The following is a 16488-nucleotide window of genomic DNA, read 5'->3' on the forward strand; positions in this document are numbered from 1 at the left end:
CCGGTGTCCTCCCGCTCGCCCCACCCCACCGGCCCCACAGCCCCCGCCGCCACCCCCGCCCGCGGTACCGGCCGCCGGCTTCCCCGCCGTCTGGTCCAGCTGTACCTGGGTCTCGCCCTGTACGGCGCCAGCTCCGCCCTGCTGGTCCAGGCGGGGCTCGGGCTCGACCCGTGGGACGTCTTCCACCAGGGCCTGGCCGAGCGCCTCGGCTGGAGCATCGGCACGGTGTCCGTGGCGGTCGGCGCGCTGGTGCTGCTGCTCTGGGTGCCGCTGCGGCAGCGCCCGGGGCTCGGCACCGTCTCGAACGTCTTCGCCGTCGGGCTGTCCATGGACGCCACGCTCGCCGTGGTGCCGCGCGTCCACGGCCTGACCGCGCAGGTGCTGCTGCTCGCCGCGGGCGTGGTCCTGAACGGTGTCGCGACCGGTCTGTACATCTCCGCCCGGTTCGGGCCGGGCCCCCGCGACGGGCTGATGACCGGCCTGCACCGCAGGACGGGCCGGTCGGTCCGGCTGGTGCGTACCGGCATCGAGCTGACCGTCCTCGCGGCCGGGTTCCTGCTGGGCGGCACGGTGGGCATCGCCACGCTCGTCTACGCGGTGGCGATCGGCCCGCTCGCCCAGTTCTTCCTCCGCTTCTTCGCCCTGCCCGAGGCACCGGAAGCGCCCGCGGCCTCGGCCTCGGCCCCCGCCTCGGCTTCTGCCCCGGCTTCGACCTCGACCCCTGCCCCGACCCCGGGCGAGTCCCCGGACGGATCCGCGGCCCCGCAGCCCGCCTGCGCCTGATTCCGGCGGGCCGCGCGGGTGCGGGCCGTCAGTCGGTGCAGTGGGTGTCCTGCTCCGGCCGGCTTCCGGTGGTGAGGAACGCGGTGACCGTACGGTTCCCGCACGCGTTGCCGTTCCCGAGGTAGCTGCCGTGCCCGCCCTGCTCCACCGTGACCATCCGGGCCCGGTCGCCGAAGGCTGCGCGCATCTTCAGGGCTCCGACGAGCGGGGTCGCCGGGTCGCGGCGGCTCTGGATCATCAGGATGTTGGACGGGCCGTCCGAGGTGATGCGGACCGGCTTGTCCGCGGGCTCGTTCTTCCAGAAGGTGCAGGGCACGACGTTGACCGGCATGCCCTCGGTCAGCGGGTGCGCGGCCCGGTCGGCGTCGACCGCTCGCCGGAAGGCGGCCGGGGAGGTCTTCGGCCAGGACACGTCGTTGCAGATGACGGCGACCGCGAGGGACGCGTCCTCGTCGCGCATCGGCTGGGCGAGCTCGGGCGGCAGCGCCACCGGAGCGGCCGGGTTCCGGGCCGCCTCGACGAGCCGGGCGAAACCACCGAAGGCGGCGTCACCGTACAGCGCGTTCTGCAGGCTCTGGCGCAGTCCGGTGCCGGTCAGGGGGACGCCGGGGGTCGTGGACTCCTTCGGCGTGCGGTCCAGTTCGGCGGCGAGGGCGAGGATCAGCGGCCGGACCTCCTCGGGCCGGTCGGCGAGCCGCAGGCCGTCCCGGTCCCGGTCGGGGTGGGCCGCCCAGGCCGCGAAGTCGGGGAAGCGGTCGTCGGCGCCCTGCGCCATGTTCGCCAGCCAGCCGCGGGCCACCCGGCGGGGGTCGGGGTCGCCGCTGCTGTCGAGCACCCACCGGTCGGTGCGGTCCGGGAACCGCTGCGCGTACGTGGCTCCCACGTACGCGCCGTACGAGACGCCCCACGCCGAGAGCTTCTCCTCGCCGAGGGCCGCGCGGAACCGGTCCATGTCGCGGACCTGGTTGGCGGTGGTGAGGCTGCGCAGGACGGGGCCGCCGTTGCGGGCGCAGGCCTCGGCGGTGCGGCGGGAACGGGCGAGGTTCGCGGAGATCTCGCCGTTCGGGCCCGGCCAGGAGCGCAGGGTGGTCAGGTACCGGTCCTCGGGGGCGAGTCCGCAGGTGGCGGTGGTGCTGCCGCCGACGCCGCGCGGGTCCATCGCCACGATGTCGTAGGCGCCGTCCATTTCCTTGGCGAGGAGGGCGCCCTTCTGCGTGAGCCGCTGCACTCCCGACCCGCCGGGGCCGCCGGGGATCACGATGAGCGTGCCGCGCCGGGCCCGGGAGCCGGCCGTCGCGTCGGCCTTGATCCGGGACACGGCGATGCGGATCTGCGGACCGTCGGGGTGCGCGTAGTCGAGGGGTACGGGGAGGCCTGCGCACTCCTGCGCGGCCGGCCCGCCCGGCTTGGCGCACGGCTGCCAGTCGAGCTGCGGGGCGGAGGTGGGGAGCTGCGGGGCGGGGGCAGCCGAGGCCGCAGTGGCCGCGGTGGTGCCGGCGAGGATGGTGGCCACGGTGGCGGCGGCGAGAGCGGCACGCTGGTAAGTCGTCATGTACACAGCTTTGTTGACGGTCCTTCGGCTCCCCATCCGGCGGCCCGGTCGGCCCGGGGTGGGGCTGTCCCCCCTGCCTCACCCCCTGCCCGCCCGCCTCAGCTGCCGACGGCGGCGGGGCGGCGCCGTCCGGTGAACACGAGGTGCCGGGCCAGTGCCAGGCCGCCGAGCGTCGCGATCAGTGCGCACACGCCGGGCCAGCCGAAGGCCCCGTACGCCTGCACCCCGCACCAGGAACCCGCGGCGCCACCGAGGAACGCGCAGACCATGTAGGCCGTGTTGCAGCGGCTGCGGGCCTCGGGGCGCAGCGCGAAGATCCGTACCTGGTTGGCGATCATGCCGGACTGCATCGCCACGTCGAGCAGAAGCGAGCCCACGGCCAGCGCGGTCAGGCCGGCCGGGCCGCCCAGCGTGCCGAGGCTCAGGACGCCGGCGGCGGCGAGGACCGTGAGCATGCAGACCAGGTTGACGCGGTCGGGGCCGTACCGGTCGACGAGCCGGCCGGTGGCCGGAGTGCACAGCATGGTCCCGGCGTTGACCAGCGCGAGCACCCCTACGGCGGCCGCGCCGAGCCCGTACGTACGGCTGGTCAGCAGCAGCGCGACGCCGGTCCACAGCGCGCAGAACGAGCCGAAGACCGCCGTCTGGTAGAAGGACGACCGGCGCAGCTCGGGTTCGGTGCGCAGCAGGCGCAGGGGCGCGGCGAGGAGTTCGCGGTAGCGCTCGCGGGAGGGCGGGGTGGTCCGGGGCAGGGCGCGGGCCAGCACCACGGCCATGATCAGGGCGGCTGCCGCGGCGCCCAGGTAGGGGGCCCGCCAGCCCAGCCACCCGGCGGCGCTGCCGCCCAGCGCGCGGGAGAGCAGCATGCCGCCGATCGATCCGCTGAGGAGGGTGCCGGTGACGGCGCCGCGGCGGTCTTCGGAGACCATGCCGGCGGCCATCGGGCCGGCGATGGGGGCGATGACGGTGGTGACGCCGATGAGGACACCGGCGGCGAGGAGCGGCGGCAGCGCGGGCGCGGCGCTCGCGGCGAGCAGTCCGGCCGCGGTGAGGCACAGCAGGGTGACGATCAGCGGCCGGTGCGGAATCCGGTCGCCGAGGGGTACGAGCAGGTAGATCCCGGTGGCGTAGCCGAACTGGGCGGCGGTGACGACCAGGGCGGCCGTGCCGGGTGCCACGTCGAACCCGGTGGCGATCAGCGGGCTGAGGGCCTGCGGGAAGTAGAGGTTGCCGACGGCCACGCCGCAGGCGATGGCGAGGAGCAGGACCGTGCGGGTGCCGAGGCCCTGGTCCGGGGTGGGAGCGGCGACCGCCCGAGGGGCGCTCACCGGCACGGCCCGGACGCCACCGGACGCGTTCGTATGATCATCACCGCCTCACGATGGCGGCATCACGGCAGGTCCGCAAGATGTTTCGCCGCCGGGTGGCGGCGCGGGCGCCCGCCGCGTCTGCCGCGTCCGCCGAAGCCTCGACTGAACACTCCCGGGCCACGCCGCCTGCATCGCCGCCCGTCCCGCCCGTCCCGCCTGTCCCGCCTCGCCCCCCTTGTCCGGCTGCGCGGCTGCGCGGCTGCGCGGCTGCCCGGCTGCCCGGCTGCCCGGCTGCCCGGCTGCGGCCGAAAACGGTGCGGAAACGCTGCAAGTTGTTCCTCTCCCCCGTGGTCGCGACGCTCGGGTCATGGAACAGATCGACGCCCGGGGCCTGCCGCAGGAGCGTGTCGCCGCCGGGTTCGTCGCCGGGGAGGCCGCCTGCACGGCCGAGGTGTACCGGCGCTGGGGGCCGTTCGTGCAGGCGCTCGCCCGGCGGGCGCTCGGTGACGACCGCGACGCCGAGGACGTGGTGCAGCTGGTGTTCCTGGCCGCCTGGTCCCACCGCCACCGGTACCGGCCCGGCCCCGGCGGGCTCGGCGCGTGGCTGACCGGGATCACCCGCCACAAGGTCGCGGACGTGCTGGCCGCGCGCGCCCGGCAGCAGCGCCTGGCAGCGGCCGAGGCCGCCCGGCTCGCCGTGACGGCGCCGGCCCCGGCCGGCCTGCCGGGGCCCGAGCGGACCTTGTCCCGCCTGGTACTGCTGGGCGAGCTGGCCCGGCTGCCGTCGGCCCAGCAGCAGGTGCTGCGGCTCGCCTTCTACGCCGATCTCTCCCAGAGCGAGATCGCCGCCCGCACCGGTCTGCCGCTGGGCACGGTCAAGAGCCGGATGCGCCGCGCCCTGCTGGTGCTCCGCGACGCCCTGGCTCCGGCGGAGCCCGCCGCATCAGCTCCTCGATGACGGCCAGCCCCGAGCGCAGCCCGTGCAGCCGGGGCCCGTACGCCGCTGTCGTGCCGCCCGGTCCCCACCCCGGCCCGGCCGGCAGCAGCACCGGTCGGCTGCGCGCCCCCGCCGGCCCCCATTCGATGCCCGCGACCGCTCGGGCGAGGGCGCGGTCGGCCGTGGTCCGGCTCTGCGCCCACAGCACCACCGCCCGCGGGCCGGTCCGCCGGACCGCGTCGTGCAGCGCGGCGGAGGGCAGCGCCGCGCCGAACATCCGTACCGGCAGGCCGCGTTCGACGAGGGCGGCGGTCAGCGCCTCCATCGGCAGGCTGTGCTGCTCCCCGGGAGTGCAGGCCAGCACCACGGGCGGGGCGGATCCTCCGGCCGGGCCGGACGGCCGCGCCGGGGCGGGACGGGCCCGGTGCAGGGTGCCGGACACGTGCCAGGACAGCAGGTGCTCGACCTCCACGTAACGCTCCCCCGCGGAGGCCCACTTGCGGCCCACCGCGTGCAGCGTCGGCACGATCACCTCCTCCCAGGCCGTGACGAGCCCGTGCGTGTCCACGGCCTCGTCCAGCAGGTCCTGCACCGCGGTGGCGTCCAGCCGGACGGCCGCCCGGGCCAGCCCGCGGCACTCCTGGCGCACCTCGCCCAGCGGCAGCGCGTGCCGCCCGCCCGGCGGGCGGGACGCAGGCAAGGGCGGGGCGACGCTCTCCCCGGACTCCGCGCCCGGGCCCCGGCCCCGGCCCGCCGGCGGTCCGGCCAGCGCCACCCGGGCCGCCTCGGCCGGTGGTACGCCCTGTGCGGTCAGGGCGCACATCGCCTCCAGCCGGGCGATGTCCTGCGGGGTCCAGCGCCGGTGCCGGCCGTCCTCGCGGCGGGCCGGGCCGATCGCGTAACGGCGTTCCCACGACCGCAGCGTGGTGGGCGAGACGCCGAGCCGCCGCGCGACCGCGCCGGTGCTCAGCGCGGCCGCCGGGGCCGCGGCGGCCGGGCTGTCGGGGCCTTCGCGGTCCGGGCGCTCCACATGCCCACGATACGGCGGACGGCGCCGCCCGCCCGGCTCTCCCGCGCCGCTCGTCCGGGCCACTCTCCCGGGCCGCTCCCCGGGCCCGTACGCCGTCACTCGGTGCCGCGTGCCTGCCGGAACCGGTGGAGGGCCTCCGTGAGGTCCACGATCGGCTCCGGGTAGGCGTAGCGGGCCCGCTCCGCGGCGGTCAGCCGCCACGGCTCGTGGACCAAGGGGGCGGCGAGTCCGGCCAGTTCGGGTACCCAGCGGTGTACGTAGCGGCCGTCCGGGTCGTAACGAAGGGCCTGGCGTACGGGGTTGAGCACCCGGTTCGGGCGGGTGTCGGTGCCGGTGCCGGCCACCCACTGCCAGTTCAGCTGGTTGTTGGCGACGTCCCCGTCGACGAGCAGGTCGAGGAAGTGGCGTGCGCCCGCCCGCCAGTCCACGTACAGGGTCTTGGTCAGGAAGCTCGCGGCCAGCAGGCGCCCGCGGTTGTGCATCCACCCCTCGTGGCGCAGTTGGCGCATCGCCGCGTCGACCACGGGGTACCCGGTGCGCCCGTCCGCCCAGGCCCCGAGGTCCTCCTCCGCGTCGCGCCCGGTGCGCCAGCGGTCGTGCCGGTCGCGGTAGTCGTGTCCGGCGGCGGCCGGCCGGGCGGCCAGCAGCTGGTGGTGGAAGTCCCGCCAGCACAGCTGCCGTACGAAGGCCTCGGCGCCCGGGCTGCCCGCGGCCCGGGCGCGCCGCACGGCCTCGGCGGCCGAGACGGTCCCGAAGTGCAGGTGCGGGGAGAGCCGGGAGGTGGCGTCCGCGGCGAGGTCGTCGTGGGTGTCCTGGTACGCGTGGACGCCGTCGCGCAGCCAGTCCGTCAGGAGCCGGCGGCCCTCGCGTTCGCCGCCGCGGGCCAGCCCGGGCGACACCCCGGACACCGCGCCGCGGTCCGGCAGGGGTTCCGAACCGAGGCCCTCGGGCACCTCCAGCGCGCGCGGCGCGGCCGCCTGCGGGCGGGGCGCCAGGGCGGACCAGCGGCGCAGGTAGGGGGTGAACAGCGCGAAGTGGTCGGCGCCGCTGGTCGGCAGTACGGCGCCGGGCGCGGCCGCGGTCACCACCGCGTCGTGGACGTAGAGCCGGCGCCCCTCGCTCTCCAGCGCGCTGCGCAGCCGCTCCTCGCGCGCCTGGGCGTAAGCGCTCACCCCGGCGGCCATGTGCACCTCGTCGGCGTCGGCCTCCTGGACGAGCGCGCACACCTCTGCCACCGGGTCCCCGGACCTGATGACGAGCCGGCCGCCACGCTCGCGCAGCGCCCGGTCGAGGTCGGCGAGGCAGTCGGCGAGGAAGGCGGTGCGGTTGGGCGCGGCGAAGCCGGCGGCGGTGATCGCCCGGTCGCGGACGAAGAGGGGCACCACCTGCCGTGCGGCGGACAGCGCGGCGCGCAGCGGCGGATGGTCGTGCAGGCGCAGGTCGGAGGTGTACAGGACGACCGCGACGTTCATGGGACGGCTCCGGGACGGGTCGGGTTTCAGGATCGGGGCTCGGACGCTCGGTGGGCGCTGCTCTCGTCCTGTCCTTCGGCCGGCGGGGCCGGTTCGGATCCGTCGCGGCTCTCCTGGAGCCGGGTGGCGCTGAGCGTGATGTTGCGGGCCATGCTCCCGAACACGGCCGCGTGGAAGGGCGACACGCTCCACCAGTACAGGTGCCCCAGCAGCCCCCGCGGGTGAAAGAGCGCCCGCTGCCGGTAGCGCGCCGTGGTGGCGGGGGCGGCGGGAACGGGGCCGCCGGGGGCGGCGGGGCCGGTCGGCGCGGGGGCGGCGGACGCTGCCGGACCGGCGGCCGCCGGGGCGCCGTCGGCCGCCGGGACGGGCTCGACGTACATCTCCAGCCAGGCCAGGCCGGGCAGCCGCATCTCGGCGCGCAGGCGCAGCAGCCGTCCCGGTTCGATCTCCTCGACGCGCCAGAAGTCGAGGGAGTCCCCGACCCGCAGCCGGGCGGCGTCGCGGCGGCCGCGGCGGATGCCGACCCCGCCCATCAGCCGGTCCAGGCTGCCCCGCGCCGCCCAGGCGAGCGGGAAGGAGTACCAGCCGTGCTCCCCGCCGATGCCCTCGATGACCTCCCACAGGGCTTGCGGTGAGGCCTCGGCGGTGCGCTCGCGCTCGTCGGTGTACAGGCTGCCGCCCGCCCAGTCCGGGTCGGTGGGCAGCGGGTCGCTGGGCGCGCCCGGCAGGCCGGCGGAGGACCAGCGGGTGGTCACCTTGGCTTCCCGGACCCGCTGGAGGGCGAGGGAGAGCGCCCGGTCGAAGCCGAGGGGCGCGCCGGGCGGATCGGGTACGTACCGGGCGATGTCGTGCTCGTCGCAGACGACCTCGTGGCGCAGCGATTCCGTGAGGGGGCGGGCGAGGGCCCTGGGCACCGGGGTGACCAGGCCGATCCAGTGGCTGGACAGCCGCGGGGTGAGCATGGGGACGCGCAGGATGAAGCGGTGCGGCAGTCCGGCCACGGCGGCGTACCGGTGCATCATCTGCTCGTAGGTGAGCACGTCCGGCCCGCCGATGTCGAAGGCCCGGTTCACGTCGGCGGGCATCCGGGCGCTGCCCACGAGGTAGCGCAGTACGTCGCGGACGGCGATGGGCTGGATCCGGGTGCCGACCCAGCTGGGGGTCACCATGACGGGCAGGCGTTCGGTGAGGTAGCGCAGCATCTCGAAGGAGGCCGAGCCGGATCCGATGACGACGGCGGCGCGCAGCACGGTCGCGGGCACGTCCGCGGCGAGGAGGATCTCGCCGACCTCCGCCCGGGAGCGCAGGTGCGGGGAGAGGGTGCGGGGGTCCGTGCCGGCCGGGACGAGGCCGCCGAGGTAGACGATGCGGCGCACGCCGGCCCGGCGGGCCTGTTCGGCGAAGAGGCGGGCGGTCTCGCGGTCGCGTTCCTCGAAGCCGGGGCCGCCGGTGAGCGCGTGCACGAGGTAGTAGGCGACGTCGACGCCGTGCAGGGCGGTGGCGAGGGCGGCCGGGTCGCGGGCGTCGCCCGGTACGACCTCGGCCTGCCCGGCCCAGGGGTGGTCGCGCAGCCGTTCGGGTGAACGGGCCAGGCAGCGGACCCGGTGCCCGGCGGCCAGCAGCTCGGGCACGAGGCGGCCGCCGATGTACCCGGTCGCGCCAGTGACCAGGCACGTCAGCGCGTCGCCACGGGCGGGTGGGGTGCCGGGTTGGGTCATGGTTCGCTCCGCTCCGGGCGGCGCTGCGGCCGCCCCTGCCTCCCCTTCGTACGAAACAGCGCCTCCGGATGCGGCCACCTCCACTCCCGGCCTCGCCCCAGTGCCGCCGGCCCTACCGCCCTCCGCCCTCCTGCCCCGCCACGGAACCGGCCCCCTTCCTGACCGTACCGGCCACCGTGCAACCTTGCCGCCATCCCGGAGCCGCGCCGACGCCCTCCGGGCAACCCGCAGCCTTGTCGGCTGCCTCGGCGGCAAGGTCCAGCCTTGTCGGCGCTGCGTGCGGAAATCCAGCCTCGCCGGCGTTTGAGGCGGGCCCCGGCTGCAACCGGCTGCGCCGACACAATGTGGCGCCACATCCAGCCTCGCCGGCGTTTGAGGCGCGGGGTTTGGGGCGGAGCCCCAAGACTGCAACCCGGCTGGCGCCGGGCACCGGGCTCCGCCCGGACCCGCTCCTCAAACGCCGGAGGGGCTGAGGGTGCGCGGGGTCGCCCCGGGCCGGTCACCCCCGCTTGCGGGTACGGGAGCGGCGCAGGAGCAGCCCACCCGCGGCACCGACGACGGCGGCGCCCGCCACACCCAGCGTGGTGAACCAGGCCGCTCCGGACCCCGACCCGGAAGATCCGGTTGCCGTGGGCGAGGGAGTGGCCGGCCGCGCGGCGACCCCGGCCGCGATCGCCGTCGCGGCCGCCGCGGGCGAAGCCCCGGCACCGCCCGACACGCCGGGCTTGGCGACGGCGCCGCCCCGCCCCGCGCCCGCCCCCGGCCCCGGCCCACCGGACTTCGCACCCCGAACCGGCTCGCCAGACTCCCCGGCCGCGCTCGCCGGCACCGGCACCGGCGCCGTCACGTCCAGGACGCGCTCGCCGCGTCCCAGCCCGGGGAATCCCGCCTCGACGGTGACCCGCCACCGTCCGGCCGGCAGCGTCTCGGCGGTGGTCCAGCCGGACGGGGTGCCCGGTACGCGGACGAGCCGCCACGGGCCCGCCGTCCGGGCGCCGTCGCCACTGACCGCGTTGACCGTGGCGGCGACCCGCTCGGTCACCGGGTCCCCGTCGTTCTCCCAGACGACCTCGGTGGTGACGTGCCCCTGCCGATGTCCGGTGACGGTCACCTTGAGGGTGTCGCCGTGGGCGCCCGCGGTGCCGGGTGCGGCGAGCAGCACGGCGCCGGACAGGACGGTCAGGGCCAGGGCGGTGTTCCTACGGTTCATGGCGGTGCTCCGAGGGACGAAGGGACGGAGGGACGGGTGCGCGGCACGAGCGGTACGGCGCCGTACGAGCGGTACGGCGGTACGGCGGTACGGCGGTACGGCGCGGTACGCGGTACCGCGGTACCGCCGTACGCGCGGCAGGACGAGCAGGAGGTGCATCAGGTACGCGCGAGCCGTACGACCGGCAGGCGGGTGACCTACCGGCGGCACGCGCGGCGGTACGGCGGGCAGGCGGGCCGCCCCCCGTGACGGCCCGCCTGCCCGGCGGGGTGACTGCCGGGGGCGAGACCCCGGTCAGCCGGTCTTCTGGAGCGTCCAGACCTGCGCCGCACGCCCGTCGGCCCGCTGGAGGTCGAGCAGCCAGGCACCGTAGTACGGGCGGTTGCTCACGGTCAGCGCGTAGTCGCCGCTGCGGTCGGTGACCGTCACGGCCGCGCCCCGCACGGTCACCTTCCAGCGCTGGGCCGTGGCGCTGCCGCAGGGCTGCTGCGCGATCCACATGCCGGCGGCCGGGGCCGCCCCGGGCTGGAGGCACTTGCCCGAGGACGCGGACCGCATGCGGACGAATCCGCCGCCCGCGTCGTCGAAGTACCACTGCTGCTGCTTGTAGCCGTTGGCGGCGGAGCCCACGAGGACCGTTCCGTCGGCCGAACGGCCGCCCCACAGCTCGGCGTTCATGCCGGTGCTGCCGTTCCCGAGGACGTAGGGGCGGCTCGGCGTGGTCGTGCCGCCGCCGGCGCCCTTGGTGGTGAACCGCTTGGCCTCGCCGGGCCCGCTGTCACGGCCCGCGGTGTCGCGTACCGACACCGACACGGTGTACGAAGTGCCGGGCTGTAGGCGGTAGATGCGCAGGACGGTGCCCTGCACCCAGGTCAGCTGACGGCCGTTCAGGAACACCTGGTACCAGGCGGCTCCGTTGACCTGCGGCCAGCTCACGACGACGGAGTCCGCCTGGATCTGACCGACCGTCACGGCCGGTCCGCGGCCCGGCTCGGGGGTGGTCGGCGAGGGCGTCGGGGTGGGCTTGCGGGTCGGGCTGGGACTGGGCCCGGGGCCCGGGTCCGTGCCGCCGCCCTTGGTGCGCATCAGGAACTGGTTGTCCGCGATGTTCCAGTGCGTGGCCAGGTAGCTGCCCGGGCGCGGGTTGGTGTGGAAGTAGTCGTCGTGGTTGCAGTCGAGGACGTTCTCGGCGGCCCGGTTGGTGCAGACGTTGCGCATCTGCGGGTAGTAGGGGCTGTCCGAGTAGCACATGACGTCCCACTCGTCCGTGCAGTGCGCGCCGCGACTCGTGTTGGGGGCGCTGTTGTTGACCGCTCCCAGGTTGTGGCCCAGTTCGTGGGCGGCGGTGTGTCCGCCCCAGCAGCCGGAGTCGGTACGCCCGTAAGAGGGGCCGAAGTTGCTGAGGTTGCTCTGCGCGGCCCGCTCGTCGCCGCTGAACGTCCCGATGCCGCAGTAGACCTGCGCGTCCGAGAAGATCATGTACTTGCGGTCCCGCCGGTCCAGCCCCTTGGCGGCGAGCGCGCGGTTGGTGGCGCTGAACTCGGCGAGGGCGGAGTCGGAGAGCTCGATGTTGAGGACCGTGGGCGTACAGTCGGCGGCGGTCACGTAGCGGATGTGCCGTACGCCGCCGGTCTCTTCGGCGCTGACCGAGTAGATGACGTCGGCGTCGGCGGCCCACTTGCGGAACGAGGCCAGGTACTCGGAGTAGCGGTCCTTGCCGGGCGGGTGGACGTAGACGACCTGCACCCGGTTGCCGGTGCTCCCGTCCCCGTCGCAGGGCACGGTCTGCCCGGCGGGGCCCGCCGCGGCGGCTTTCCCTGCCGTCTTCCCTGCCGCCTTCCCGGTCCCCCCGGGGGTGGCGGAGGCGCCGGGCCCCGGTGCGGCCGCGGCGTTGCCGGCGGCCCGGGCGTCGACGGCGGGCGCGTCCTGAGGACGCCCGCCGTTGCGCTCGGGGGCCGGGTCGCCGGCGGCGGGCTTGGCCGGATCGGCCGCCGGTGCCACGGACTTGACCGCGGGCGGGGTGTCCTTCTTGATGTCGACGCCCTTGGGCGGGGCGTCGGGGCCGTGGGTGCAGTGGCCGGTGGCGGTGCTGTAGACGCCGGCGCAGCGGTCGCCCTTGGGCGCGACCTTCAGGCCGTCGTAGACCATGCCGCGGGCCGGCTCGTTGCCGGGCCTGGCGGCCAGCGGGTCCGGTTCCGCGTCCCGTGCCGGTGCGGCGGCGGGGACGATGACGGCGGTGTCCGGTTGCGCCCCCGCCTGGGCCGACTGCGTGCTCTGCGCGTCACCGCGCCCCGCCTCGTACGCGATGCCTGCCGAGACCACCGCCGCCACGGCCATGGCGGCGGTGATGCCTATGAAACGTCCGCGAGGCTTTCGCTGACTCTGTTTCAGCTTTCGATGCTTGGACATACACACCTCAATTCTTGGGTCAGAAGACTGGGTGCCGGGAAGCCTGCCAGACCCTTCCGGTGGAGAATTCGGACAAACGGGAGGCGGGTCCGAGAATCCATCCTGTTACCTGACGGTCTGATTTGATGAACCGTCAATTGCCATACAGAGAAGGCCAGTTACGCGCGTAGCCGTCGAGTGGTCCAGTCCTATTTAAGGATGCCGTTATCGAATCGAGATAGTGGGGGTGGGGTTGTTGACGTGAATTCAGTAGGAGATTCAACCGTCGATTACGGCCCGCATGCCACCGATTACTGACGCGCAGAAATATCCGGCCCGAACGCCGACCGGCCCGCCGGCAAGTACGAGTACGAGAGCGGGCGGCGAGGCCGCGTCAGGAGCGGACCCCCCACGCTCGGAAAACACCGCGACCGGACCCCGTCACCGTCGCGCGGAACAGCGACACCGACCCGCCGGCCGCCGCGGCCGCACCCGCCGCCCCCGGCAACGCCATCAGGGGAGCGTCAATCCTCGCCCAGGGAGCCCTGGTCGGGGAGTGCTGCCGTCCACCGAGAGAGCCCCGCGGCTCGCCGCTCGCGGCACACGCCGGCTCCGCGCGCTGACACCCTCGTCCCGCCCTGCACCCCTCCGCCCGCGATGCTGCCCGCCCGCGCCCCTCGGCTGCCTCCTCCCGCCCGTACCGCCCGCGAGCCGCCGCGACGCGGCATCCGGGTTGTTCCTTTAGCGCGAGAGGGTGGCACCTCCTGCACGTCAGATCGAGCGAACACCGGTCCCGTGGAGATGCTGGGACGACGTGTCAGCTGATCATGGAACGAGGGCTATGAGTGTTCCCCTGACTCCCGGCAGCGGGAGTCCGAGATGGCTGGGGGGTCTGGCGGCGCTGCTCGCGCTGCCCTCCCTGGCGGGCCTGCCGCCCGCGTTCGCCGCCCCCGCGGCACGGGCGGAAGGCACGGTCACGGTCACGGTCGTGCGCGACGTCGATTCGGACGGCAGCTGGACCGAGGCCCTCGAAGTCGGCGAGGAAGGCATCCCGGTGACGCTCACCGATGCCTCGGGCAAGACCGGCGAGGGCGTCACGGGCGCCGACGGCCGGGTCGTCCTCACCCCCGCCGCCCTGGGTCTGGCCGGCGGCCGCTACCGCGTCGAGGCCAAGATCCCCGCCGCCAAGTCCTTCCTGCGGCCGGCCCAGGCGGGTGGCCCCGCGCCGTCCCTGTCCTCGCTGGTCGAGTTCGTCGACGTCACCACTGCCGACGCCCAGGTGCTCACGGCGGTCCACAACCCCGCCGACTACTGCCAGGCCAACCCCGACCTCGCCACCCCGTGCTACACCCAGAGCGCGCCGGGCCAGGTGGGGACGAAGGCCCTGGTCTCGTGGCCGTACGACCGGACCGGTCTCACTCCGCCCCCCGCGAACGAGACGACGTACGAGGCGATCGGCGCGACGTACGGCCTGGCGCACCGGCGCGACACGGACCAGCTGTTCGTGGGCGCGCTGACCAAGCGCCTGATGCCGTACGGGCCGGCCGGCGCCGGCGGCATCTACGTGGTCGACCGTGCCACCGACACGACCTCCGTGTTCGCCACGGTCCCGGACGCGGGCGACGCCGCGCACTCCACGGACCTCACCCGCGACACGATGGAGATCAACAACGCGGTCGGCAAGGAGGCCCTGGGCGACCTCGACCTGGCGGACGACGGGCGCACGCTGTACGCGGTGGGCCTGAAGGCCAAGAGCCTGTACGTGTACGACACGGACGGCGCGGGGCCCGGCAAGCCGGCCGCGACGCCGAAGCAGGTCATCCCGATCACCGACCCCGGCTGCCCGAGCGGGGCGGCGGACTGGCGGCCGTTCGGCCTCGGCATGCACGACGGCGCCGTGTACGTGGGCGGCACCTGTAGCGCGGAATCCTCGGAGAGGGACGAGGACCTGCGCGCGTACGTGCTGAAGCTGTCGGGCACCGCCTTCGAGAAGGTGATCGAGCACGACCTCGCGTTCGAGCGCGGCATGGGGTACTCGGCGACCCTGGGCGACACGCACTGGCGGCACTGGCTGAAGACCTGGGACCCGTTCGCCTGGTTCCGGCAGGCCAACTTCCCGCAGCCGCTGCTGTCCGACATCGTCTTCGACCGCGACGGATCCATGATCCTCGGCTTCCGGGACCGGCTCGGCGACCAGGCGGGCTACGAGGCCCTGGCCCCCGAGGGCAGCACGGATACCGCGCAGCGCTCGCTCTTCCCCGCGATGGGCGACATCACGCGGGTCTGCAAGACGGCGGCCGGGTGGGTGTGGGACAGCGAGTCCCCGGCCTGCCCGAACCACTTCGTGCCGGGCAGTGCTCCGCCACAGCAGGACACGGTCAAGGAGTACTACTACGCCGACTCCACGCTCGGTCAGCTCGCGGAGTCGCTCCAGGGCGGGCTGGCGTTCGCACCGCGCTTCACCAAGACCGTCTCCACGATCGTCGACCCTCTGAACATCTTCTCGGGCGGCGTGCGGAAGTTCGACAACGCGACGGGCGCCGGCTCGGACGACTACCAGGTCGACGGCGGCACGGGCTCCTTCGGCAAGGCCAACGGCCTCGGCGACCTGGAGCTGCTGTGCGACGAGGCGCCGGTCCAGATCGGCAACCGGGTCTGGTTCGACCGTGACCGCGACGGCATCCAGGGCGCCTCGGAGGAGCCGCTGCCGGGCGCGACGGTCACCCTCAAGGACAAGGCCGGCGCCGTACTCCAGACCACGACGACGAACCGGCGCGGCGAGTACTACTTCCAGGTCGACCCGCGTACGGACTACCAGATCACCTTCGACGCGACCACGGCCGACACCAGCGGCCTGCCCGAGAGGCCGGCCGCCGCGGACCTGCTCCCGACGGCGAAGGAACAGGGCACGAACCGCTCGGTGGACTCCAACCCCGACCCGGCGACCCAGACGGAGACCCTGACCACGGGCGGCGCGGGCGACAACGACCACACGCACGACGCGGGCTACTTCATCCGCCAGGCCACCGGCGACGTCAGCATCCTCAAGCAGGAGGCCAACACCGACCGGCCGCTCGCGGGAGCCGTCTTCCAGCTCTGGCGCGAGACGAACGACCGGCCCGGCCTCCAGGCCGACGACACCAAGGTCGGCGACCCCTGCACCACCGGCGCCAACGGCATCTGCAGGGCCGCCGATCTGCCGCTCGGCACGTATTACTGGCAGGAGACCGAAGCCCCGGACGGCTACGAACTCCCCAGCCCGGCCGTCTTCGGACCGCTGGTGCTGACCGCCGAGAACGCCGAACGCGGGGTCCGCATCACCGCGGACAACCATCCCGTCCTCGGCACCGTCCGGGTCGTCAAGCGCGACCGCGCCACCGGCTACGTGCTCGCCGGAGCCGTCTTCCAACTGTGGCGCGAGACCAACAACCGGCCCGGCCTGCAAGCCGACGACACCAAGGTCGGCGCGCCCTGCACCACCGGCGCCAACGGCATCTGCAGCGCCACCAACCTGCCGCTCGGCACGTACTACTGGCAGGAGACCGCCGCGCCCAACGGCTACACGCTCCCCGACCCGGCCGTCTTCGGGCCGCTGGTCCTCACCGAGGCCAACGCGGACCGGGGAGTCGGCATCACCGCCGACAACGACCCCGTCCTCGGCGAGATCACCCTCCACAAGAAGGACGCGACGACGGGCCGTCCGCTGCGCGGCGCCGTGTTCGAGCTGTGGCGGGAGACCAACGGGCGGACCGGGCTGCAGGTCTCCGGGGACACCCCGGACACCAGGCAGGGCGCCGCCTGCGCCACCAGCGCCCGGGGGCTGTGCTCCTTCACGGGGCTGCCGCTCGGCTCGTACTACCTGCGCGAGACGGCCGTGCCCGAGGGCTACCGGCTCCCCCGCCGGCCGGTCACCGGACCGTACGAGGTGACCGAGGACAATGCCGGCCACGGCATCGAGATCGTCCTCGACAACAGGCGCGGCGAACACGACAAGGGCAAGGGCAAAGGCAAGGGCAAGGGCGGAAAGGGCAAGGGAGGTGAGGGCAGGGGCCGGGACTGACCCGCTCCGCTCACCCGTCCGACCCGTC

At 74.9% G+C, this 16488-nt stretch carries 11 protein-coding genes; 4 read left to right on the plus strand and 7 right to left on the minus strand.

Translation table 11 applies throughout. The features are described from left to right. The first annotated feature begins 3 nt into the window (after positions 1-3). Positions 4-783 (plus strand): membrane protein YczE, encoded by a 780-nt coding sequence (gene yczE, locus OG764_RS05060; protein ID WP_443055850.1) that lies wholly within the window; start codon positions 4-6, stop codon positions 781-783. Between the two features lie 28 nt (positions 784-811). Here yczE and OG764_RS05065 read toward each other — a convergent pair whose 3' ends face one another. Together OG764_RS05065 and OG764_RS05070 are read right to left on the minus strand one after the other, a co-directional pair. Then, a complete protein-coding gene (locus tag OG764_RS05065; protein ID WP_328967166.1) occupies positions 812-2335 on the minus strand; it encodes an alpha/beta hydrolase in 1524 nt (507 codons plus the stop codon). A 98-nt stretch (positions 2336-2433) separates the two neighbouring features. Next, on the minus strand, positions 2434-3663 hold the full coding sequence (locus OG764_RS05070; protein WP_328967167.1) for an MFS transporter: 1230 nt from the start codon (positions 3661-3663) through the stop codon (positions 2434-2436). 349 nt (positions 3664-4012) lie between these two features. Between OG764_RS05070 and OG764_RS05075 the strand changes: the two genes are divergently transcribed. Further along, a complete protein-coding gene (locus tag OG764_RS05075) occupies positions 4013-4603 on the plus strand; it encodes an RNA polymerase sigma factor (protein WP_328967168.1) in 591 nt (196 codons plus the stop codon). Here the strand turns inward: OG764_RS05075 and OG764_RS05080 are convergent. From OG764_RS05080 to OG764_RS05095, 4 genes are all read right to left on the minus strand, one after another. Then, positions 4521-5612, minus strand: a complete 1092-nt coding sequence (locus OG764_RS05080; protein ID WP_328967169.1) for a MerR family transcriptional regulator — start codon at positions 5610-5612, stop codon at positions 4521-4523. The two genes, OG764_RS05075 and OG764_RS05080, sit on opposite strands and share 83 nt — an antisense overlap. 95 nt (positions 5613-5707) lie before the next feature. Further along, the gene (locus OG764_RS05085; protein ID WP_328967170.1) at positions 5708-7084 is read right to left on the minus strand and encodes a cryptochrome/photolyase family protein; all 1377 of its coding nucleotides are present in this window, start codon (positions 7082-7084) and stop codon (positions 5708-5710) included. Between the two features lie 26 nt (positions 7085-7110). Continuing rightward, complete coding sequence (locus OG764_RS05090; protein ID WP_328967171.1) at positions 7111-8802, minus strand: SDR family oxidoreductase; 1692 nt, start codon at positions 8800-8802, stop codon at positions 7111-7113. Between the two features lie 499 nt (positions 8803-9301). Beyond that, positions 9302-10012 (minus strand): hypothetical protein, encoded by a 711-nt coding sequence (locus OG764_RS05095; RefSeq protein WP_328967172.1) that lies wholly within the window; start codon positions 10010-10012, stop codon positions 9302-9304. A 36-nt stretch (positions 10013-10048) separates the two neighbouring features. Here OG764_RS05095 and OG764_RS05100 point away from each other — a divergent pair, with 36 nt between their 5' ends. Next, positions 10049-10261, plus strand: coding sequence for a hypothetical protein (locus tag OG764_RS05100; protein ID WP_328967173.1), 213 nt, complete (start codon positions 10049-10051; stop codon positions 10259-10261). Positions 10262-10306: 45 nt separating this feature from the next. Here OG764_RS05100 and OG764_RS05105 read toward each other — a convergent pair whose 3' ends face one another. Continuing rightward, positions 10307-12421 (minus strand): RICIN domain-containing protein, encoded by a 2115-nt coding sequence (locus OG764_RS05105; protein WP_328967174.1) that lies wholly within the window; start codon positions 12419-12421, stop codon positions 10307-10309. An 820-nt stretch (positions 12422-13241) separates the two neighbouring features. Here OG764_RS05105 and OG764_RS05110 point away from each other — a divergent pair. After that, entirely contained in the window at positions 13242-16460 is a 3219-nt protein-coding gene (locus tag OG764_RS05110; protein ID WP_328967175.1) for a SpaA isopeptide-forming pilin-related protein, read from the plus strand. The last annotated feature ends 28 nt before the right edge of the window (positions 16461-16488 follow it).

Source organism: Streptomyces sp. NBC_00239 (genome assembly GCF_036194065.1).
Classification (GTDB): domain Bacteria; phylum Actinomycetota; class Actinomycetes; order Streptomycetales; family Streptomycetaceae; genus Streptomyces.

What these genes read in the sequence shown, in the direction of transcription:
- OG764_RS05075 (WP_328967168.1), top strand. Translation starts at nt 4,013, where the DNA reads ATGGAACAGATCGACGCCCGGGGCCTGCCGCAGGAGCGTGTCGCCGCC.
- OG764_RS05085 (WP_328967170.1), bottom strand. Translation starts at nt 7,084, where the DNA reads ATGAACGTCGCGGTCGTCCTGTACACCTCCGACCTGCGCCTGCACGAC.
- OG764_RS05105 (WP_328967174.1), bottom strand. Translation starts at nt 12,421, where the DNA reads ATGTCCAAGCATCGAAAGCTGAAACAGAGTCAGCGAAAGCCTCGCGGA.
- OG764_RS05095 (WP_328967172.1), bottom strand. Translation starts at nt 10,012, where the DNA reads ATGAACCGTAGGAACACCGCCCTGGCCCTGACCGTCCTGTCCGGCGCC.
- OG764_RS05110 (WP_328967175.1), top strand. Translation starts at nt 13,242, where the DNA reads ATGAGTGTTCCCCTGACTCCCGGCAGCGGGAGTCCGAGATGGCTGGGG.
- OG764_RS05065 (WP_328967166.1), bottom strand. Translation starts at nt 2,335, where the DNA reads ATGACGACTTACCAGCGTGCCGCTCTCGCCGCCGCCACCGTGGCCACC.
- OG764_RS05090 (WP_328967171.1), bottom strand. Translation starts at nt 8,802, where the DNA reads ATGACCCAACCCGGCACCCCACCCGCCCGTGGCGACGCGCTGACGTGC.